General features: G+C 71.5%; 19 protein-coding genes and 1 pseudogene. 14 read left to right on the top strand and 6 right to left on the bottom strand.

What is annotated here, in order from left to right:
- Positions 1-15 precede the first annotated feature (15 nt).
- From pyrH to F0U47_RS15270, 3 genes are read left to right on the top strand one after another with little or no spacing between them, the layout of a single operon-like run.
- Positions 16-729 carry a UMP kinase gene (gene pyrH / locus F0U47_RS15280; protein ID WP_149751338.1) on the top strand — a complete coding sequence of 238 codons (714 nt, stop codon included), beginning with the start codon at positions 16-18 and terminating at the stop codon, positions 727-729.
- A 31-nt stretch (positions 730-760) separates the two neighbouring features.
- On the top strand, positions 761-1,315 hold the full coding sequence (gene frr / locus F0U47_RS15275; protein ID WP_223162800.1) for a ribosome recycling factor: 555 nt from the start codon (positions 761-763) through the stop codon (positions 1,313-1,315).
- A gap of 8 nt (positions 1,316-1,323) precedes the next feature.
- A complete protein-coding gene (locus F0U47_RS15270; RefSeq protein WP_149751336.1) occupies positions 1,324-2,229 on the top strand; it encodes a phosphatidate cytidylyltransferase in 906 nt (301 codons plus the stop codon).
- Here the strand turns inward: F0U47_RS15270 and F0U47_RS15265 are convergent.
- Entirely contained in the window at positions 2,214-3,311 is a 1,098-nt protein-coding gene (locus F0U47_RS15265; RefSeq protein WP_149751335.1) for a glycosyltransferase, read from the bottom strand. The two genes, F0U47_RS15270 and F0U47_RS15265, sit on opposite strands and share 16 nt — an antisense overlap.
- Positions 3,312-3,468: 157 nt before the next feature.
- Here F0U47_RS15265 and F0U47_RS15260 point away from each other — a divergent pair, with 157 nt between their 5' ends.
- Positions 3,469-3,894 (top strand): hypothetical protein, encoded by a 426-nt coding sequence (locus tag F0U47_RS15260; RefSeq protein WP_246159648.1) that lies wholly within the window; start codon positions 3,469-3,471, stop codon positions 3,892-3,894.
- 35 nt (positions 3,895-3,929) lie between these two features.
- Positions 3,930-5,087, top strand: coding sequence for a dual-specificity RNA methyltransferase RlmN (gene rlmN / locus F0U47_RS15255; protein ID WP_149751334.1), 1,158 nt, complete (start codon positions 3,930-3,932; stop codon positions 5,085-5,087).
- A 6-nt stretch (positions 5,088-5,093) separates the two neighbouring features.
- Here the strand turns inward: rlmN and F0U47_RS15250 are convergent, their stop codons facing one another.
- Complete coding sequence (locus tag F0U47_RS15250) at positions 5,094-6,785, bottom strand: TIGR03767 family metallophosphoesterase (RefSeq protein WP_188111379.1); 1,692 nt, start codon at positions 6,783-6,785, stop codon at positions 5,094-5,096.
- A gap of 131 nt (positions 6,786-6,916) precedes the next feature.
- On the opposite strand from F0U47_RS15250, the gene F0U47_RS15245 reads away from it, so the two are divergent.
- A complete protein-coding gene (locus F0U47_RS15245; RefSeq protein ID WP_149751332.1) occupies positions 6,917-8,035 on the top strand; it encodes a glycosyltransferase family 4 protein in 1,119 nt (372 codons plus the stop codon).
- A 426-nt stretch (positions 8,036-8,461) separates the two neighbouring features.
- Here F0U47_RS15245 and F0U47_RS15240 read toward each other — a convergent pair whose 3' ends face one another.
- Together F0U47_RS15240 and F0U47_RS15235 are read right to left on the bottom strand one after the other, a co-directional pair.
- On the bottom strand, positions 8,462-9,340 hold the full coding sequence (locus F0U47_RS15240; RefSeq protein WP_149751331.1) for an LOG family protein: 879 nt from the start codon (positions 9,338-9,340) through the stop codon (positions 8,462-8,464).
- A gap of 10 nt (positions 9,341-9,350) precedes the next feature.
- Entirely contained in the window at positions 9,351-10,049 is a 699-nt protein-coding gene (locus F0U47_RS15235) for a winged helix-turn-helix transcriptional regulator (RefSeq protein ID WP_149751330.1), read from the bottom strand.
- Positions 10,050-10,154: 105 nt separating this feature from the next.
- On the opposite strand from F0U47_RS15235, the gene F0U47_RS15230 reads away from it, so the two are divergent.
- Positions 10,155-11,318 carry an acyl-CoA dehydrogenase family protein gene (locus tag F0U47_RS15230; protein ID WP_149751329.1) on the top strand — a complete coding sequence of 388 codons (1,164 nt, stop codon included), beginning with the start codon at positions 10,155-10,157 and terminating at the stop codon, positions 11,316-11,318.
- A gap of 6 nt (positions 11,319-11,324) precedes the next feature.
- On the opposite strand, the gene F0U47_RS15225 is transcribed toward F0U47_RS15230, so the two are convergent.
- Positions 11,325-12,191, bottom strand: coding sequence for a serine protein kinase RIO (locus F0U47_RS15225; RefSeq protein ID WP_149751328.1), 867 nt, complete (start codon positions 12,189-12,191; stop codon positions 11,325-11,327).
- A gap of 182 nt (positions 12,192-12,373) precedes the next feature.
- Here F0U47_RS15225 and F0U47_RS15220 point away from each other — a divergent pair, with 182 nt between their 5' ends.
- From F0U47_RS15220 to F0U47_RS15200, 6 genes are all read left to right on the top strand, one after another.
- Positions 12,374-13,777 carry a M1 family metallopeptidase gene (locus tag F0U47_RS15220; RefSeq protein ID WP_149751327.1) on the top strand — a complete coding sequence of 468 codons (1,404 nt, stop codon included), beginning with the start codon at positions 12,374-12,376 and terminating at the stop codon, positions 13,775-13,777.
- Between the two features lie 95 nt (positions 13,778-13,872).
- Positions 13,873-14,040: a hypothetical protein gene (locus tag F0U47_RS21300; RefSeq protein ID WP_188111378.1), complete on the top strand. Its 168-nt coding sequence runs from the start codon at positions 13,873-13,875 to the stop codon at positions 14,038-14,040.
- 23 nt (positions 14,041-14,063) lie between these two features.
- The gene (locus tag F0U47_RS15215) at positions 14,064-14,588 is read left to right on the top strand and encodes a PH domain-containing protein (RefSeq protein WP_149751326.1); all 525 of its coding nucleotides are present in this window, start codon (positions 14,064-14,066) and stop codon (positions 14,586-14,588) included.
- Between the two features lie 10 nt (positions 14,589-14,598).
- Positions 14,599-15,102 carry a MarR family winged helix-turn-helix transcriptional regulator gene (locus F0U47_RS15210; RefSeq protein WP_149751325.1) on the top strand — a complete coding sequence of 168 codons (504 nt, stop codon included), beginning with the start codon at positions 14,599-14,601 and terminating at the stop codon, positions 15,100-15,102.
- A gap of 10 nt (positions 15,103-15,112) precedes the next feature.
- Positions 15,113-16,078 (top strand): co-chaperone YbbN, encoded by a 966-nt coding sequence (locus F0U47_RS15205; RefSeq protein WP_149751324.1) that lies wholly within the window; start codon positions 15,113-15,115, stop codon positions 16,076-16,078.
- An 11-nt stretch (positions 16,079-16,089) separates the two neighbouring features.
- A complete protein-coding gene (locus tag F0U47_RS15200) occupies positions 16,090-16,842 on the top strand; it encodes an EI24 domain-containing protein (protein ID WP_149751323.1) in 753 nt (250 codons plus the stop codon).
- Between the two features lie 73 nt (positions 16,843-16,915).
- On the opposite strand, the gene F0U47_RS15195 is transcribed toward F0U47_RS15200, so the two are convergent.
- On the bottom strand, positions 16,916-17,806 hold the full coding sequence (locus F0U47_RS15195; RefSeq protein ID WP_149751322.1) for a LysR family transcriptional regulator: 891 nt from the start codon (positions 17,804-17,806) through the stop codon (positions 16,916-16,918).
- A 6-nt stretch (positions 17,807-17,812) separates the two neighbouring features.
- Here F0U47_RS15195 and F0U47_RS15190 point away from each other — a divergent pair.
- Positions 17,813-18,706 (top strand): annotated as a pseudogene (locus F0U47_RS15190) (EamA family transporter); the annotation flags it as partial.
- Between the last annotated feature and the right edge of the window lie 14 nt (positions 18,707-18,720).

The raw sequence follows: 18,720 nt of genomic DNA, 5'->3' as shown, positions 1-18,720 counted from the left end.
GGTAGGGTCGCAGGCGTGACCGGCTACAGGCGAGTACTGCTGAAACTCTCGGGCGAGGTCTTCGGTGGCGGTGCGGTCGGTCTCGACCTCGATGTGATCAACCGGATCGCAGGAGAGGTGGCCGACGTCGCGAAGTCCGGCGTCCAGGTCGGCATCGTCGTCGGCGGCGGCAACTTCTTCCGTGGAGCCGAGCTCCAGCAGCGCGGCATGGAGCGCGCGCGTGCGGACTACATGGGAATGCTCGGCACGGTCATGAACTGCCTGGCGCTCCAGGACCTGATCGAGAAGAACGGCGTCGAGACCCGCGTGCAGACCGCGATCACGATGGGCCAGGTGGCCGAGCCCTACATCCCCCGCCGCGCCGTCCGGCACATGGAGAAGGGCCGGGTCGTCATCTTCGGCGCCGGCGCCGGCATGCCGTTCTTCTCGACCGACACCGTGGCGGCGCAGCGCGCCCTGGAGACGCGCTGCGAGGTCATCCTGATGGGCAAGCAGGGTGTCGACGGCGTCTACGACTCCGACCCCTACCAGAACCCCGGGGCGGTCATGTTCGACCACCTCACCTACGACGAGTACCTCGCCAGGGACCTGAAGGTCGCCGACGCCACGGGCATCGCGATGGCGCGCGACAACAAGATGGACATGGTCTTCTTCAACCTCTCGGCCGACGGCAACATCCTCCGGGTCGTGCAAGGTGAGAAGATCGGCACGCTGGTCAGCGCCGGCTGAGTCTCGACAAGCGAACTAGGAGCACCAGGTGATCAACGACATCCTCAAAGAGGCCGACGGCAAGATGGACAAGTCGGTCGCCGCGACCCGCGAGGAGTTCGCGACCATCCGCGCCGGGCGCGCACACCCGAGCATGTTCAGCAAGATCATGGTCGACTACTACGGCACGCCGACCCCGATCCAGCAGCTCGCGTCGTTCACCGCTCCGGAGGCGCGGATCATCCTGGTCCAGCCCTACGACATGGGCGCGATGGCCAACGTCGAGAAGGCGATTCGCGACTCCGACCTCGGCGTCAACCCCGCCAACGACGGCAAGGTCCTCCGCTGCGTGTTCCCCGAGCTGACCGAGGAGCGCCGCAAGGAGTTCATCAAGCTCGCCAAGGAGAAGGCCGAAGGCGGCAAGGTCGCCGTACGCCAGGTGCGGCAGAAGGCCAAGCAGAACCTCGAGCGCCTCGAGAAGGACGGCGAGGCCGGCAAGGACGACGTGACCGGCGCCGAGAAGCGCCTCGACGGCATCACCAAGAAGCACACCGACGCCATCGACGAGCTGCTCAAGCACAAGGAAGCCGAGCTCCTCGAGGTCTGACCCCCTCGATGGATGACTTCTTCATGACCGACGCCACGCCGCCGGCCGCTGCTGCCCAGCCTCCCCAGAAGGACCACGGTCGAGCCGGCCGCGACCTCAAGGCGGCGGTGGCCTCCGCCGTCGTGCTCCTGGCCGCGATCGGCGCCTCGCTGTACTTCTGGAAGCCGGCGTTCATGCTGATCGTCGCCGCTGCCGTGGTGGTGGCGGTCTGGGAGCTGCGCAAGGGCCTGCTCGCCCAGGACATCGACCTTCCCGAGCAGCCGCTGATGGTCGGTGGCGTCGCGATGGTCGTCGTGGCCTACGTCTTCAGCGCCGAGGCGCTGGTCACCGCGACCGCGGTCACGGCGCTGGTGATCATGCTGTGGCTGCTGCGTCGCGGCGTCGACGGCTACGTCAAGAACGCCACCGCGTCGGTGTTCACGCTGATCTACCTGCCGTTCCTCGGCTCCTTCGTCGCCCTGATGCTCGCCGAGGGCGGCGACACCTGGACCGGCGGCGGCCTCGACGACGACGGCGTCGCCGGGATCATCACGTTCATCCTGGTCACGATCGCCTCCGACATCGGCGGCTACTTCGCCGGCGTCCTCTTCGGCAAGCATCCGATGGCGCCGGTCATCTCGCCGAAGAAGTCCTGGGAGGGGTTCGCCGGGTCACTGGTGGCGTGCCTCGCCGCCGGCTGGGCGCTGGTCGTCTACCTGCTCGACGGGGACTGGTGGGTGGGCCTGTGCCTCGGCCTGATCGCGGTCGTGATGGCGACGCTCGGCGACCTCTGCGAGTCGGTCATCAAGCGCGACCTCGGCATCAAGGACATGAGCCAGGTCATCCCGGGCCACGGCGGCCTGATGGACCGGCTCGACTCGATCCTCGCGACCATCGCCCCGATCTGGCTGCTGCTGCACTACGCCGTCTTCTGACCGGCCGCGCTGTAGAGCTCGAGGTGTGCCATGGCGGCGCGCGCCCAGGAGTACGACGCCGCCAGCTCGATGCCCGGATCCGGCTCCGGGGGGCTGTTCAGCACGTCGACGAGGGCGTCCGCGATCGACAGGACGGTGTCGGCGAAGACCACCGTGTCGTCGAGGACCTCGCGCAGCGCGGGCAGGTCGCGCGCGACGACCGGCACGCCGGCAGCGAGGGCCTCCAGCGCCGCGATGCCGAAGCCGTCACCGATGGGGACGTGGCAGACCGCCGACGCGCCCGCGACCAGGGCGGGCAGGTCGCTGTGGGCCACCGGCCCGAGCACGACCGGCCGGGTGCCGAGCTCGTCCGCCCGGGCGTCGAACTCGGCCAGGTAGGTGGGCTCGGCTTCCGAGAGCCTGCCGCCGGAGAACACCAGCCGAACGTCGGCCAGCGCGGGCTGGTCCTGCACGAGGGCGCTGTGGGCGTCGAGCAGGTCGATGCTGCCCTTGCTCGCCTCGATGCCGCCGAGCGCCAGGAGGTAGCGGCCCCCGACTCGGACCCGCCACGCGGCCTGCCCGGGCACGTCGTACACCGCGGCCGCGAAGCGGGCAGCGTCGACGCCGTCCGGGATGACGGCTGCCTTGCGGCCGCAGTGGGCCAGGACCTCCGACGCGAGGGTCTTCGTCCCGCACACCAGCTGAACCCGGCGTGCGGCGCCGGTCGCCACCTCCAGCGACCGCATGTCGTCGAGGTCCTGGACGGTGCGGAAGGTGGGGAGGGTGGCGGCCGCGCTCGGCTCGTCCAGCGCGTGCACGACGTCGTACGACGACCGGGTGCTCGCGAACTCGTCACCGATCGCCACGGCCGCGCGGCGCGTGCGATCGGCGCGCGACTCCGTGGTGCGCTCGTGGAACGGGACGACGCGCACGGTGACCCGCGGCTCGGCGGTCGGCATCAGCACCGGGTCGGGCGCGACGCCCAGGCTCCAGACGTCCACCGCCAGCCGCCCGTCGAGCGCTGTGAGGGCGCGCGCCAGCGCCAGCGTGTGCACAACGCCGCCCCGTGCCTCCACCGAGGAGGTCAGCAGTGCGATCCGCAAGGCAGGTCCTCCCTCAGGCCGCTCCCGGATGCGTCCTCCCGAACTGCTGAGGCCAACCTAACCCCCGCGTGCCCCGCACACCATGGCTGGAGGGAGGTCGATTCGTCGCGCGGCCGATCATGTCGTCTGCGGGTCTGGCGGCTACGATCGAGGACACATGGACCAGGCAATCGAGACCCCGGCGCGCACCGCGACCGACCCCGCCCGGGGCGCCGCGGAGCCTGGTGCTGCGTCCGCGGGTGAGTCGACCCTGGCGCCGAAGAAGCGCTGGCAGCTGCCCGAGTGGTGGCACCGCGACCACCCGGTCTTCGTGCCGCTGGCCGGGTTCTTCACCGGAATGGCCTTCATCATCCTGGTCCCGGGCACCTACGGCGCCCTGCTGAAGGCGCTGGTCGGCTACGAGCGCGCCGAGGACCTCTTCCCGTTCGTGCTGGTCACGCTCGTGGTCCCGATCGGGCTGGTCGTGCCGCCCCACACGCGCAAGTTCGGTCGCTACATGCTGTTCGGCGTGGGCGCGACCGCGGTGGTCGTCGTCGGCGTCGCCGTCGGCGTCCTCTGGTTCCTCCTCAACCGCGACGGTTAGGACCGCACCGCCGCCGGTGGGACACTGGACGCACCATGTCCGAGTCCGCCGAGTCCGCCGAGCCCACCCGGCTGCCCCTGGTCCTCGCCGAGCCGCGAGGACGCAAGAAGCCTCCCCAGCACCTGGCGGACCTCACCCCGGCCGAGCGCAAGGCGCACCTGGTCGAGCTCGGCCTGCCCGGCTTCCGCGCGAAGCAGCTCAGCACCCACTACTTCTCCCGCCTGGTCGACGACCCGGCCGAGATGACCGACCTCCCGGCTGCGCAGCGCGAGGACCTGGTCAACGCCCTGCTGCCCGAGCTGATGACGCCGCTCCGGACGCTCGAGGCCGACCGGGGCACCACCCGCAAGACGCTCTGGCGCCTCTTCGATGGCGCGCTCGTCGAGTCGGTGCTGATGCGCTACCCGGGCCGGGTCACGATCTGCGTCTCCAGCCAGGCCGGCTGCGGCATGGCCTGCCCGTTCTGCGCCACCGGCCAGGGCGGCCTCCAGCGCAACATGTCGACGGCCGAGATCGTCGAGCAGGTCGTCGCCGGCGCCCGTGCGCTGGCGCGCGACGAGGTGGCCGGCGGCCCCGGCCGCGTCTCCAACGTGGTGTTCATGGGCATGGGGGAGCCGCTGGCCAACTACAAGGCCGTGCTCGGGGCCGTACGCCGGCTCACCGACCCCGCCCCGGACGGACTCGGCATGTCCGCCCGCGGCGTCACCGTCTCCACCGTCGGCCTGGTGCCGCGTATCCGGCAGCTCGCCGACGAGGGGATCCCGGTCACGCTCGCGCTGAGCCTGCACGCGCCTGACGACGAGCTGCGCAACGAGCTGGTGCCGATCAACACCCGGTTCTCCGTCGCCGAGACCGTCGAGGCGGCCTGGAGCTACGCCGAGAAGACCAAGCGCCGGGTCTCGATCGAGTACGCCATGATGCGCGGCATCAACGACCAGGGTTGGCGGGCCGACCTGCTCGCCGACGTGCTGACGTCGTACGGCGGGTCAGAGAGGTGGGGCTGGGTCCACGTCAACCTGATCCCGCTCAACCCCACGCCGGGCTCGAAGTGGACGGCCTCCGACCCCGCCGACGAGCGCGAGTTCGTCCGTCGCCTCGAGGCGCGCGGCGTGCCCACCACGGTGCGGGACACTCGCGGCCGCGAGATCGACGGCGCCTGCGGCCAGCTCGCCGCCGCCCCCGAGGGCGCCTGAAGAGGCTCAGGCCAGCGGGCTGCTGACCAGCAGCTCGACGTTGCGGTCGGCCTCGGTGCCGGTCGAGGCGGCCAGGTTGTTCTGCGGGTCGTTGACCGCGAGCTCGCGCGCCAGGCCGGCCAGCGAGACCGTGTTGGTGAGGTCGCCGCCATAGTTGGCAGGGCCGGCGTGATCCAGGATCGTGGTGAAGATCGACAGCGTGCCGTCGCGGTTGTCGGCCACCTCGACGATCCGCGCCTGCTGGGGATAGTCGATGTGCGACGCGCTGTTGATCTCCCAGAAGCCGCCGCTGCCGTCGGCGCGCTTGTGCGCCGTCACCTGGTTGCGGTGGGAGTGGCCGTTGACCCAGGCGACGACCTGCGACTGTGTGAGCAGGTACTCCACCACGGCGTCCCCGAGCACCCGCGGCGAAGGATCTCCACCGGTCAGCACGAACGGGTTCATCATGCTCGAGCTGGTGTGGTGGCTGTAGACGAGGACGATCTTGCCGGCGGCCGCTCCGATGGTCGCTTGGAGCCAAGCGAACTGGCCCTGGTCGAGTGAGCCGTCGTAGTAGCCGTTGGGGTTGACCGAGTCCATCACCACATGCCGGAACGGACCCTGGTCGAAGAAGTAGTACGCCGTGCCGTCGGCGCGGTTGGTCTCGGTGAACCCGTGCCCGACCGGCAGGCCCTTGGTGCGGAAGTGCTCCTCGACGGTGTCCTTGCGGCTGACACTGCGCCGCGTGGGGTCCGGCGCGACCGCCCGGACGTACGGCGAGACGACGAGGTCGCCGATGACGCGCAACGGGTCCTGGTCCTCGACCGCGTCGATCACGTCGGTCTCGCTCACGCCGGCAGGCGGCGAGATCACCTTGAGCGGGCCGACCGCTATCGTGGAGAACTGGAAAGTCTGCGGAAAGTTGCCCTGCACGAGCCCGTCGTGGTTCCCGAAGGCGGTGTACCACGGGATGTCGAGGCCCGGCGCGCGGAACGCCCTCCGGGAGGCGGTGAGCAGCCCTCGGATCGTGGGGAAGCCGTGCTCGGCCTTGTACTGGTCCGGCTCCTTGCCCGCTGGCACCCCCTGGGGGTGCCAGTAGTGGGTGTCGTAGTAGAGCGCGTTGTCGTCCATCACGCCCTCGTAGGCGAGCACGCTGCCGCTGTCGGGGCGGATGACACCACCGTCGAGCACGTCGATGTTCCAGCGCAGCTCGTTGTACTGGCAGTTGTCGGTGTTGTCGCCGGTCTCGATCGCGAAGGAGAACGGGAGCCGGGTGACCGGACCGCGCTTCTGGGCGTTGACGGCCTGCACCATCGCGTCGGCAACCTGCGCGGTCAGCATCTCCTGCGGCCGGTAGGCCGAGGAGAACAGGCCTGGCGTCTCGTAGCGGTCGGTCCACTCCACGCGGGCGGGCGACTGGTGGTCGAGGATATGGATGTCGCTGAGCTGGACGAACGCCTGGAGGCCGACCCGGCGATCGGCGCGGCCGGCCTGGGCCGCGACGCCGAGGTCGGTGCGCACCAGGTGGGGCTCGCCCGGCTTCGCCACGATCTTCCGGTAGCCGAGCGCGTTCGGCGTGCCCGGGGCGAACGTGCGAAGGAGGGTGGTGCGGGTGTTGACGGCGGCACGGGCCAGCGACGGACCGAGGACGCCGCCGACCGCGGCGGCCCCTCCCGCGAGCAGGCCGGCACGGAAAAGGTCGCGACGAGACAGCTTCACGGCCAACCAACGATCACGACGTGAGGTGGGTCACGCGTCCTGATGGCAAAGTCCGGGCGTTCATCCGGAGGTCACGCCCGGATCGTGTCGGCGTGCCCGTTCGTTGGCTGCCCGTCCCTAGCGTCGTCGCCATGAGAGTCCTGGTCGTCACCGAGTCGTTCCTCCCGCAGATCAACGGCGTGACCAACTCCGTACGACGAGTCCTCGAGCACCTGGCCGCCGAGGGGCACGAGGCGGAGCTCGTCGCGCCCACCGGCCCGGACCTGTACGCCGGCTTCCGGGTCACCCGCGCCCGCGGCGCCAACCTCCCCTTCTACAGAGACTTCCGGGTCGGCCTGGAGACGCGGCGCCGGCTGCGAGCGGTGATGCTGCGGTTCCGGCCGGACGTGGTGCACATCGCGTCGCCGGCGACCCTCGGCTACCAGGCGGCCCGCGCCGCCGGCGAGCTCGGCATCCCCACCGTCGCGATCTACCAGACCGATCTGGTCGGCTTCGCCGAGCGGTACGACGTGCCCGGCGGCGCCCGGGCCGCCGCGGCTCTCACCCGCAAGATCCACACCCAGGTCGACCGCACCCTCGCCCCGTCTACGGCGAGCCTGCGGCAGCTGGACGAGCTCGGCGTACCCGGTCTCGAGCGCTGGGGTCGCGGCGTCGACCTCCACGCCTTCCACCCGCGCCACCGCGACGAGCAGCTCCGGCGCGCGCTGGCGCCCACCGGCAAGCTCCTCGTCGGGTACGTCGGCCGGCTCGCCGCCGAGAAGGAGCTGGAGCTCCTCACCCACCTCTCCCGCGACCACCGCTTCGAGCTGGTCCTGGTCGGCGCCGGTCCCGAGGAGCAGCGGCTCCGCACGCTGCTGCCGGACGCGCGCTTCCTCGGGCTGCTCCACGGGCAGGACCTCAGCCGCGCCTACGCCTCGCTCGACGTGTTCGTCCACACCGGCCGGCACGAGACGTTCTGCCAGTCCGCCCAGGAGGCGCTCGCCTCCGCCGTACCCGTCGTCGCGCCGGCCCAGGGCGGCCCCCTCGACGTCGTCTGCGACGGCGTGACCGGCCTCCTCTACCCGCCGGGTGACGGCGCCGGCCTCGCCGCCGCCGTCCACCGCCTCGTCGCCGACCGCGCCCTCCGCGACCGCCTCCGCGCCGCCGCCATCCGCAGCGTCCAGGAGCGGTCGTGGCACGCCGTCAACGAGCAGCTGATGGGTCACTATCGAGCCGTGATCGGCTCGCGAGAGGAGCTCCTCGCGGGATAGGCGCTGCGCTGGGCTGTGTTGGCTGGGCCGTTGGTGGGTGTCGCGCGTGGGTGGGGCGGTGACGGGAGGTCGCCGCGGGACAAGAGCGGGGACCCCGCCGCCGGCCCTCTCGCCTGGGGCCTGGTGCGTCCTGCCAGGCGCGCACCGGGATCTGGTGCGTTGAGACAGAGCTGATGGGTCGGTTCGCCGGCGGCACCCCGATTGCCCCGCGGCGACCTCCCGGCACCGCCTGCATCAGGCGCGCGAGGCCCTCGCGGCTCCGGCTGCTCGGATGAGGGGGGTCTCGGGGTCGGTCGATCTCCCAGCGGATCCGTCCGAACGAGACAGGTGACCCCACCCACCCCGAACGCCGGAGCCGCGGGTGGCACGGCCCACAGGTCCGACACACCTGACCGGCGAAGCCAACAAGAGCCCAGCCCAGCGCTCTTACTCGAAGAGAGCGGCCGCCTCCTCGACCGAGTCGACCAGGTGGAGGTGACCCTCCATCGCCCGGCCACGGGCAAGGCTGGTGAGGAGCGGCCAGGCGGGGAGCGTCTCGGTCCAGTAGCGGCGGCCGACGAGGACCATCGGCGCCACCTTTCCGTCGTCGGCGTAGTAGTTCTCGCAGGCGTCCTGGAAGATCTCCTGCACGGTCCCGGCGGCGCCGGGGAGGAAGACGATCCCGGCGTCGCAGATCTGGAGCAGGATCGCCTCGCGCTGCGCGTTCCGGTAGTACTTGGCGATCACCGTCGCGAAGACGTTGGAGGGTTCGTGCCCGTAGTGCCAGGTCGGGACGCCCAGGGTCGGGCTCGGCTCCGCGATGAGCCGGCGCGCCTCCTGGGCGCGGCCGACCCACGCGTCGACGGAGGGCTTGAACGTCGGCACGTCCGCGAGCACCGCGAGCGCCTCCTCGAGCACCGCTCCGTCCGCCCGCGCGAACGACGCACCGAGGTTCGCCGCCTCCATCGCGCCCGGCCCGCCGCCGGTGGCGACGGTCAGCGTGGGCCCGAGCAGGTGACCGAGACGAGCCGCGTCGGCGTACTCCCGGCTGCCGCGGAGCACGCCGTGTCCGCCCATCACGCCGACCAGGTCGCGCGGGGTGCACCAGCGGCCCAGCGCCTGGTCGATCCCCTCGTCGTGGAGGGCTCGGCACGTGAGCGCCTCGGGGGAGTGGTCCTCGAGCGACCAGGCGTAGGCACGGGCGTCGAGCGCGTCGGCGTAGGGCACGGTGTCGTAGAGCTCTTCCGGCTCGTAGAGGCCGTCGCGCCCCGGGTCCGCGGGCGAGGTGTCGCGGACGACGACGATGCGTTCCGGGATGCTCCTCACCCGGTCGAGGCTAGCCAGGTGTCGCGCGCTCGGCGCGCTCCCGGGTGACGTCGGCCCACGGGCTCCACAGGAACCAGCGGGGGAGTGCCGAAGTCAGCCGCGGCGCCCCGGCGACCTCGATCCGACCCTCGTCGACGGCTTCGCGCCAGGTCCGGTAGCCCTGGAAGACGTCGGCGAAGTCGGCGGTCGTGGCCGTTACGACGACGTCGACGTCGAAGCCGGGGTGCTGGTGGCACACCGACACGTCGCCCCGGTCGATCACGAACCAGATGGTCTGCGATGTCGGCGCGGTGTGGCGGAACTCCAGGACGGTGCGGACCGGCGGCAGCGCCTCGGGGTTGACGCGGCGGCGCATCCACCACATCAGCGTCGTCGGCGGCACGTCGTGCGGGCGGAGGTCGTCGAAGAGCCACTCGATCGCCCACCGGCCGAGGCTGTCGATCACCCGGTCGAGATCCTTGCCCGCCGGGGTGAGGTGGTACTCGCTGCCGCGTCCGGCGGGGGCCGGCCATGTCTCGAGGACGCCCTTCTTCTCCAGGTGGCGCAGCCGCTGCACCAGCAGCGACCGCGAGATCCCCGGCATCGCGCGGGCGATGTCGTTGAACCGGGTGTTCCCGAGGACGAGCTCGCGGATGATCAGCGGCGTCCAGCGGTCGGCAACGACCTCGGCGGCCATCTGGACCGGGCAGTAGTCCCCGTAGTCGGGCATGCGTCAAGGATGACACCGGTCCGCGTCGTACGGGTCCCGAATCAGAACTGGCCTGGTCACGATCGTGGACTAGTTTGCGTCAGCCCCCCGGCGGACAGTCGGAGCATGACCACGACAGCCACTCCCTCTCCCGCCACCGAGTCCCTCGAGCGGCCGCCGACCCCGGCCGAGCGTGCCGCGGCAATTGGCCCCGCCATCGCCGAGCACGCTGCCCGCCACGACGCCGAGGGAAGCTTCGTCACCGAGGCGTACGACGCCCTCCGCGCCGCCGGGCTCCTCAAGGCCGCCGTCCCCACCGAGCTGGGCGGCGACGGCGCCACGATTGCCGAGCTGACCGCGTTGCAGCGCGAGATCGCCCACCACTGCGGCGCGACGGCTCTCGCGAGCTCGATGCACCAGCACGTCGTCGCGTTCACGGCCTGGCGGTTCCACCGGGGCCTTCCGGGCGCCGAGGCCACCCTCCGCCGCGTCGCGGACGAGGGGATCCTGCTCGTCTCGACCGGCGGTGGCGACTACACGCACCCGCGGGGCGAGGCGGTCAAGGTCGACGGCGGCTACCGCGTCTCCGGGCACAAGAGGTTCGCCAGCCAGTCCGGGCACGGCGCCGCGATGTCGACGATGTTCGTCCACGACGACCCCGAGCAGGGCCGGCGGGTGCTCAACATGGCGGTCCCGATCGCAGCCGAGGGCGTCACGGTCGCCGACAACTGGGACACCCTGGGCATGCGGGGCACGGCGAGCAACGACGTCGTCGTGAAGGACGTCTTCGTGCCCGACGAGCGGGTGCTCGCCAACCGCCCGTACGGCGTCGTCGACGGCCCCCTCCAGGTGATCTCCCAGGTCGCGTTCCCGATCATCACCGGCGCCTACCTCGGCGTCGCCGAGGCGGCGTACGACGCCGCACTCGCCGCTGCCACGCCCAAGGCTGAGAACCTGCTGGTCCAGCGCCAGCTCGGCCGGATGCGGCACCGGCTGCAGGTCGCGGCGTGGGCGCTCGACGGCGCGCTCGCCGCGGTGGGCGACGACCCGACACCGTCGCGGGAGGCCTACCTCGCCGTGATGACGGCGAAGGCCGAGGTCGCCGACGCCGGGATCGAGGTCTGCGACCTGGCGATGGACGTCGCCGGCGGCCCGGCCTTCTTCAAGGGATCGGTGATCGAGCGGGCCTACCGCGACATCCGTGCGGTCAAGTTCCACCCCCTGACGCCGGAGGCGACCCTGGTCGAGTCCGGTCGCCAGGCGCTCGGACTGACCGGTCTGCTGGCCTGACGCTCGTCAGAACGCGTGGGCCATCAGGTCGCCGAACAGCTCGTCGCCGTCCACCTCGAGGCCACGCCGGGCGAACCAGGCGCAGACGTTCCGGCAGTCACGGAGCAGGAAGTCGAACCCGGCCGGGTTGCCGACGAGGTCGACGATCTGGGGCAGGTCGATGATGACCAGCCGATCGCCGGCCGCCAGGATGTTGTAGGGCGACAGGTCGCCGTGCACCAGGCCCGCCTGCACGAGGGTCGCGAGGGCGTCCCGCAGCTGGTCGAGGTACGACGCCAGCAGCTGCCGGTCCGGGCGGGTCTGGGCCAGCCGCGGCGCGGTCTCGCCGTCGACGGTGATCCATTCCATCAGCAGCTCGGTGCCGTCGATCTGCACCGGGTAGGGGACCGGCAGCCCGAGTCCCCAGCAGCGGACCAGCGCGGACCACTCCGAGATGGCCCACTCACCAGCGGCGACCTCGCGGCCGAAGTTGCTCTTCCGCTTGATCGCGCGCTCGTCGCGCGAGCGCTTCATGCTGCGACCCTCGGTGTAGGCCGCCGAGCGGTGGAACGTCCGGTGCTCGGGCGACCGGTAGCGCTTGGCCGCCATGACGACCGCGTGGTCGGGATGGTGCAGGTCGGCGCGCTCCACGAGGAAGACATCGGCCTCCTTGCCGGTCTTGAGGATGCCGAGGTCGGTGTCGATCGCGCCCTGGGACGTGACGACCCAGTCGGGTCGTGGCTCGGGGCCGCGGCTGAGCGGCTCGACGCTCAGCCAGGTCGACCAGCGTCGACCGTCGCCGAGGTCGTCGTCGTAGGCGACGAAGTCGAAGGTGAACTGCGGGTCGAGGGGGTCGCCGGCGTCAGCCGGCGTGGAGGTGTGCTCCAAGAACATGGTGGGTGCTCCGGGTCGAGAAGAGATGGTCTGCGGACAGGCCAAGGACAGTCGTGGTCATGTCACGCTCCTCTCGATCCGGACCCGCGGCTCGTGCAGGTCGTGTGCGCCATGGTTCCCGGTCCGGGATATGCCGTGCAACGCATTTATCGCAGGTTCCCTTCCCGGGTTAGGTTGGGCCGGTGCGTCGACCTCGGATCGTCCCCCAGCTCACCACTGCCGCAGCCCTCGTCCTCGTCGGCGGGCTCGCGACCGGCTCGGTCGCGGCCCCGGCAGCGGCGCCGCAGGTGCCGGACCCGTACTTCCCGGCCGACGGCAACGTGGGCTACGACGTGCGGCACTACGACATCCACGACCGCTACCGGTTCGGGGACCGGCACCTCGAGGGTGTGACGACCGTCCGGCTGGTGCCCCTCCGGGAGCTGACGAGGTTCAACCTCGACCTGCTGCTGGACGTCGAGGCCGTGCGGGTCGACGGCGTCACCGCCGAGTTCGACAAGCCCAACGCCCACGAGCTCGTGGTCACGCCGGCGACGCCGCTGGCGCAGGGCGAGCCCGTCGACGTCCGGGTCCGCTACCACGGCTTCCCCGACCGGATCGGCTGGCAGGGCGAGACCAACTGGCTCGCCACCGGCCACGAGGTCGTCACCATGAACGAGCCGCACATGGCCGCGTGGTGGTTCCCCAGCAACGACCATCCGAGCGACAAGGCCCGGTTCGACATCCGGATCACCACGGGTGCGCAGCGCGAGGTCGTCAGCAACGGCGTTCGCGTCGGTCGCACGGTCCACGGACGCAGGGCCACGACGCACTGGCGGATGACCGACCCAATGACGACGTACCTCGCGTTCTTCGCTGCCGGCGACTTCCGGATCGAGCGGGGGCGCGCCCATGGCCAGCGTTACTACAACGCCGTCTCGAAGCGCCTCGGCGCCTCCGCCGAGAGCTACGCCCTCCACATGCTGCGCCGGTCCGCTCGGATCACCGCGTGGCTGGAGGAACAGCTCGGTGACTACCCGTTCTCGACCACCGGCGGACTAGTGACCAGCATCGACCCGGGGTTCGCCCTGGAGAACCAGACCCGGCCGATCTACCCGTCCTGGATCTACCCGTCGGTCGTCGTCCACGAGCTCGCGCACCAGTGGTTCGGTGACTCGGTGGCCGTCGCTCGTTGGCGGGACATCTGGCTCAACGAGGGCTTCGCGACCTACCTGGAGAAGCGGTACGTCGAAGCCAGGGGCGGTCCGTCCACCAACCGGTGGCTGCACCGCCAGTACGCGTCGACCCCCGCCGCCCATCCGTTCTGGGACCTCGAGATCGCCGATCCGGGCCCGCGCCACCTCTTCGACACAGCGGTCTACGACCGCGGCGCGATGACCCTCGCCGCGCTCCGCAACCGGATCGGGAACGCCGACTTCCGCCGGTTGCTGCGCCGCTGGGCAGCGGTGAAGGAGGGCGGCAACGCGACGTCCGAGCAGTTCGAGCGCCGGGCGGAGCGGGTGTCGGGGGAGCAGCTCGACGCGTTCTTCGACGCCTGGCTGCGGACCGGCCAGCGGCCGCCGAACACCGCGGCGTACGGCCTCTGAGCGGGCCGCTGCCCGCGCGCCTCCCGCGCTGTCCGGACGCCTGCTGGTACGAATGTCGCGTCGTATGCCCGCCTGCTCGGACGGAGAATCCTGGAATGGACGCCAAGAAGCTGATCGCTGTCGTGGTCGTCGTGTTTCTCGGCTTCTGGATGCTCAGTGACCCCACCGGTCTGGCGAGCACGGCCAAGAGCGCCGGAGGCGAGGGCTGGAGCGTGACCGAGAAGCTGTTCACCGGCGTCATCGACTTCGTCGGCGCGCTGTGAAGGCCGCGACGGCGGGCTGATCCGTGGGCTTCCTCGCCTGGGTGGGCGACCCGAAGATCGGCAAGCACCTCCTCCGTGAGGAGGGCGAGGTGGTCGTCGACGAGGTGTGCCACCACTGGGTGGCCTACGTCCGGCCGGCGATCGAGGGGGTCGCCGCGGTGACGCTGCTGCTGTGGTCGCCGTTCGTCGACGTCAACGTGGCGTGGTTCGTCCTCGTCGTCGCGTTCCTGCTCCTCGCCCACTCGGCGTGGGGCGCGATCCGGGAGGTGCGCGACCGGTTCGTGATCACCAACATGCGGGTCTTCCGCGTGCACGGCGTGCTCTCGCAGCACCTGGCCACGATGCCGTTGAGCCGGATCCTCGACATCTCGGTCAAGAAGCCGCTCCACGGCCGCCTCCTCGGCTTCGGTCACTTCTGCTTCGAGTCCGCCGCCCAGGAGCAGGGGCTGCGCGACATCAAGTACGTCGGCCGCCCCGACGAGCGCGACCTGTCCATCCAGCGCGTCGTCCAACGCTCCGGCCTACGCGGGCCGCGGGTGCCGAACTGATGGCTGCGTGATGCTGGACTTCGACCCGATCGACGAGGCCGCCCGGCAGTGGGGCCAACGCTGGGGCGCCGTACCCGCCATGCACGCGGTCACCTCGCTCATGCGGGTCCAGCAGCTGGTGCTCGCGCGGCTCGACGCGCTGCTGAAGCCGCACGGGCTGTCCTTCGCCCGCTACGAGGCGCTGGTGCTGCTCGTCTTCTCGTCGCGGGGCTCGTTGCCGCTGGGGAAGATGGGGGAGCGGCTCCAGGTCCACCCGACGTCGGTGACGTCGATCGTGCGCCGGCTCGAGTCCAGCGGGCACATCCGCCGGCTGCCGCACCCCGAGGACGGCCGGGCCGTGCTCGCCGAGATCACCCCGGCCGGCCGCGAGCTCGTCGAGCGGGCGACCGCCGACCTGGTCGCCGCCGGGTTCGCCCTCGACAGCCTCGACGAGGCGCAGCTGCGGGAGCTCTCGGAGCTGCTCCGCCCGGTCCGGGCCGCGGCCGGCGACTACGAGGTCGACCCCTCCTCCTAGACTCTGCGGCATGACGCAGCAGCCGTTCATGGGCCGGGGAGCCATCGACCTGTCGGCCCTGAAGCGACCCGCGACCCCACAGGCACCGCCAGGGGGCGGCAGTCCCGGAGCCGCCGCAGCGGCCGGGTCGTCGTACGCCGTCAACGTGGACGAGCAGAACTTCCAGACGGTCCTCCAGGCTTCGACGACCGCGCCGGTGGTGCTGGTCTTCCACTCGCCGTCCCAGGCGCCCGAGAGCAGCCAGATGGCCGACGACGTCGCCGACCTCGTCGGGCAGTACGACGGGCGCTTCCTCGCCGGGCTCGTCGACGTCGACGCCCAGCCGCAGATCGGCCAGGTGATCGCGCAGGCCAGCCAGCTGCAGCAGCTCCCGGTGCCGCTGCTGATGGTGTTCCTCGACGGCCGGCCCGCGATCCAGCCGATCCCCGGCCTGGTGAGCCGCGAGGAGCTGAGCACGCTGTTCAACCAGCTCGGCCAGCAGCTCACCGCGCAGGGCATCACCGGTCGCCACCAGCCTCTCGCGGCACCACCCGGCGGCGACGAGGCCGCCGAGGATGCCGGGCCCGACCCGCGCTACGCCCCGGCGCAGGACGCGCTCGCGGCGGGTGACATCGACACGGCCGTGGCGGAGTACCAGAAGCTGGTCGACTCCAACCCGGCCGACGCCGAGGCCACCGCCGGTCTGGCGATGGCGAAGATCCTGCAGCGCACCCAGGGCGTCGACCTCAGCGCCGCCCGGGCGGAGGCGGCCGCGAACCCCGACGACGTCGACGCCCAGATCATGGTCGCCGACCTCGACCTGCTCGGCGGCCATGTGGAGGACTCCTTCGCGCGCCTGGTCGAGCTCGTGCGCCGTACGTCCGGCAAGGAGCGGGACCGCGCGCGGGACCACTTGGTGAGCCTCTTCGCCGCGGTCGGAAACGAGGACCCCCGGGTCCTCAAGGGCCGCCAGGCGCTGGCGTCGGCCCTGTTCTGATCGGCCCGGACATGGGCTTCGCGCACGGGGCGGGCTTCCTGCTCCGGGGGCTGCGGATGTGGCGACAGCGGCCCGGGCTGATGCTCCTCGGCATGGTGCCGGCGGTGCTCGTGCTGGTCCTCCTCGTCGGCCTGTTCATCGCGATCGTGCTCCTTGCCGACGACCTGATCGGCTGGGCGACGCCGTTCGCCGACGACTGGTCCGACCTGTGGCGCAACGTCCTGCGCGTCGGCCTCTACGTCGCAGTGATCCTCGGCTCGCTCTTCCTGTCCGTCGTCACCTTCACCGGCCTCACTCTCGCAGTGGGCGATCCCTTCTACGAGAAGATCTGGAAGGAGACCGAGCTGATGCTCGGCGGCGAGGTCCCGGAGCGGGGCGTCGGCTGGCTGCGCGGTGCGGTCGACGGGCTCGGGCTGGTGGCGCTCGGCGTGGCCACCACCGCCCTGGTCTTCGTCATCGGGCTGGTCCCGGTGATCGGGCCTGTCGTCGGGCCCGTGCTGGGCGTCATGATCGCCGGCCGGCTGCTCGCCGGGGAGCTCGTCTCCCGCGGTCTCGAGGCTCGTGGCATGGACCGGGCCGCGCAGAAGGCGCTGCTGGCCGACCACGGCTCGACGATGCTCGGCTTCGGCGCGGTCGTGCAGCTGTGCTTCCTCATCCCGTTCGGCGCGATCCTGATGATGCCCGCCGCTGTCGTGGGGTCGACGATGCTGGCGCGTGAGGTGTTGGACGGGGCGGGTGGCGAGGGGCGCGGAATACCCGGTTGACCGGGTATCCCACGGGTTGTCAGCCATTGCAGAAGCGGACAACCCGCGGAATACCCGGTCGACCGGGTATTCCTCAGGCCCCCCGCAGCGCCCCCAGCACAGCAGCGACGGCAGGGGAGTCGGCCATCGTGCGGCGGTGGAGGGCGTCGACGAGCCGGGTCGGCACGGGGTCGGTGACCTCGATCGCGACGACGTCGGGGCCGAGCGGCGCCCGGCCGAGGCGGGGCACGAGGGCGACGCCCAGGCCGGCCGCGACGAGAGCCAGGTGGGACTCGAACTCCATCGACACGTGGGCGATGCGCGGCGGGCGGCCGGTGCCGTCGTACATCCGGTGCAGCCACTGCCGGCAGATCGTGCCCTCCGGGGTCGCGATCCAGTCGACCTCGAGCAGGTCGCGCGGCGTCACCTTCCGGCGGCCGGCGAGCGGGTGCTCCCGCGGCACGACCAGGTCGGCGACGTCGTCGGCGATCCGGGTGGTCGCGACATGGTCGGGCACGGCGAGCGCGACGCCTCCCCAGCGGTGGACGATCCCGACGTCGCACTGACCGGCGGCGACCAGGTCGACGGCGTCCCACGGCTCGCGCTCGTCGAGGGTGAGCCGGAGGTCGGGATGCGCGTCGAGCAGTCGGCGCGCGACGGGGGCCACCAGCCCGCGCATCGCCGTGGAGAACGCGACCAGGCGGACCGCCCCGGTGACCACGCCGGCACGGTGCTGGAGCTCGGTCTCGAGCTGCTCGAGGTCGGCGAGGACCTGCTCGCCCGCGTCGACGAGGTGCCGGCCGTGGCTGGTGAGCATGACCCCCCGGCCGACCCGCTCGAGGAGGGGTACGCCGACCTGCCGCTCCAGGCGCTTGACCTGCTGCGAGACGGCACTCGGCGTGAACCCGGTCGCCTCCGCGGCCGCGATCACCGAGCCGTGCGTGGCGACTGCGCGGAGCCCGGTCAGGGCAGCGAGGTCGATCATGTAGCGATGCTACACGGAGAGCGTCAAGAACATTCGCTGGTGCTTCACGATCGTGGCGGTCAGGATCGGGCTGTGAGCCGCCGTGACTGCCTCCTCGCCGCCTTCGTCGCGAGCCTGTGGGGTTTCAACTTCGTCGTGATCGAGTGGGGGATGGGGGATGTGCCGCCGTTGTTGTTCCTCGCGGCACGGTTCCTGGTCGTGCTCGTCCCGGCCATCTGGCTGGTGCCGCGCCCGGATGCACCGTGGCGAACCATCCTGGCGGTCGGCGCCTTCATGTCGCTAGGCCAGTTCGGCCTCCTCTACAGCGCGATGGCGGCGGGGATGCCGGCCGGGCTCGCCGGTCTGGTGCTCCAAGCTCAGGTGGTGCTCACCATCCTGATCGCCGCCGCAGTCCTGCGGGAGCGCCCCACCCGCGCGCAGGCGATCGGTGTCGGGCTCGGTGTCGTCGGACTGCTCGTCGTCGGGATGGGCCGCGGCGGCCACGTGCCAATGCTCGCCCTGGCGCTGTGCCTGCTCGCGGCCCTCTCGTGGGCGATCGGCAACGTGGTCTCGCGAGCGTCCGGCATCCGCGGCGGACTCCCGCTCACCGTGTGGTCGGCGCTCGTCGTACCAGCCCCGCTGGCGGCACTCGCGCTCGCCCTCGACGGTCCCGGTGCGTTCTCCGAGGCCGCCTCCGCCTTTGGCTGGCAGGCCGTCGTCTCCACCCTCTACACGGCGGGACTCGCGTCGCTCGTCGGCTACGGGATCTTCAACGGCCTGCTCTCCCGCAACCCGTCGGCCGCGGTTGTGCCGTGGATCCTGCTGGTGCCTCCGGTCGCCATCGGGTCGGCCTGGCTGCTGCTCGGGGAGCAGCCGACGACAGCCGAGCTCGCTGGCGGAGCAGTGCTCGTCCTCGGAGTCCTGGTCGCGCTGCG

It is taken from the genome of Nocardioides antri (assembly GCF_008373765.1).
GTDB classification, from domain to species: Bacteria; Actinomycetota; Actinomycetes; order Propionibacteriales; family Nocardioidaceae; genus Nocardioides; species Nocardioides antri.
The sequence above is the reverse complement of the archived record's forward strand: the minus strand, read 5'-3'. Positions and strand labels throughout refer to the sequence as shown.

Coding starts and splice junctions, on each gene's coding strand:
- F0U47_RS15270 (WP_149751336.1), top strand. CDS start 1,324: ATGGATGACTTCTTCATGACCGACGCCACGCCGCCGGCCGCTGCTGCC.
- F0U47_RS15260 (WP_246159648.1), top strand. CDS start 3,469: ATGGACCAGGCAATCGAGACCCCGGCGCGCACCGCGACCGACCCCGCC.
- rlmN (WP_149751334.1), top strand. CDS start 3,930: ATGTCCGAGTCCGCCGAGTCCGCCGAGCCCACCCGGCTGCCCCTGGTC.
- F0U47_RS15245 (WP_149751332.1), top strand. CDS start 6,917: ATGAGAGTCCTGGTCGTCACCGAGTCGTTCCTCCCGCAGATCAACGGC.
- F0U47_RS15235 (WP_149751330.1), bottom strand. CDS start 10,049: ATGCCCGACTACGGGGACTACTGCCCGGTCCAGATGGCCGCCGAGGTC.
- F0U47_RS15230 (WP_149751329.1), top strand. CDS start 10,155: ATGACCACGACAGCCACTCCCTCTCCCGCCACCGAGTCCCTCGAGCGG.
- F0U47_RS15225 (WP_149751328.1), bottom strand. CDS start 12,191: ATGTTCTTGGAGCACACCTCCACGCCGGCTGACGCCGGCGACCCCCTC.
- F0U47_RS21300 (WP_188111378.1), top strand. CDS start 13,873: ATGGACGCCAAGAAGCTGATCGCTGTCGTGGTCGTCGTGTTTCTCGGC.
- F0U47_RS15210 (WP_149751325.1), top strand. CDS start 14,599: ATGCTGGACTTCGACCCGATCGACGAGGCCGCCCGGCAGTGGGGCCAA.
- F0U47_RS15205 (WP_149751324.1), top strand. CDS start 15,113: ATGACGCAGCAGCCGTTCATGGGCCGGGGAGCCATCGACCTGTCGGCC.
- F0U47_RS15200 (WP_149751323.1), top strand. CDS start 16,090: ATGGGCTTCGCGCACGGGGCGGGCTTCCTGCTCCGGGGGCTGCGGATG.
- F0U47_RS15195 (WP_149751322.1), bottom strand. CDS start 17,806: ATGATCGACCTCGCTGCCCTGACCGGGCTCCGCGCAGTCGCCACGCAC.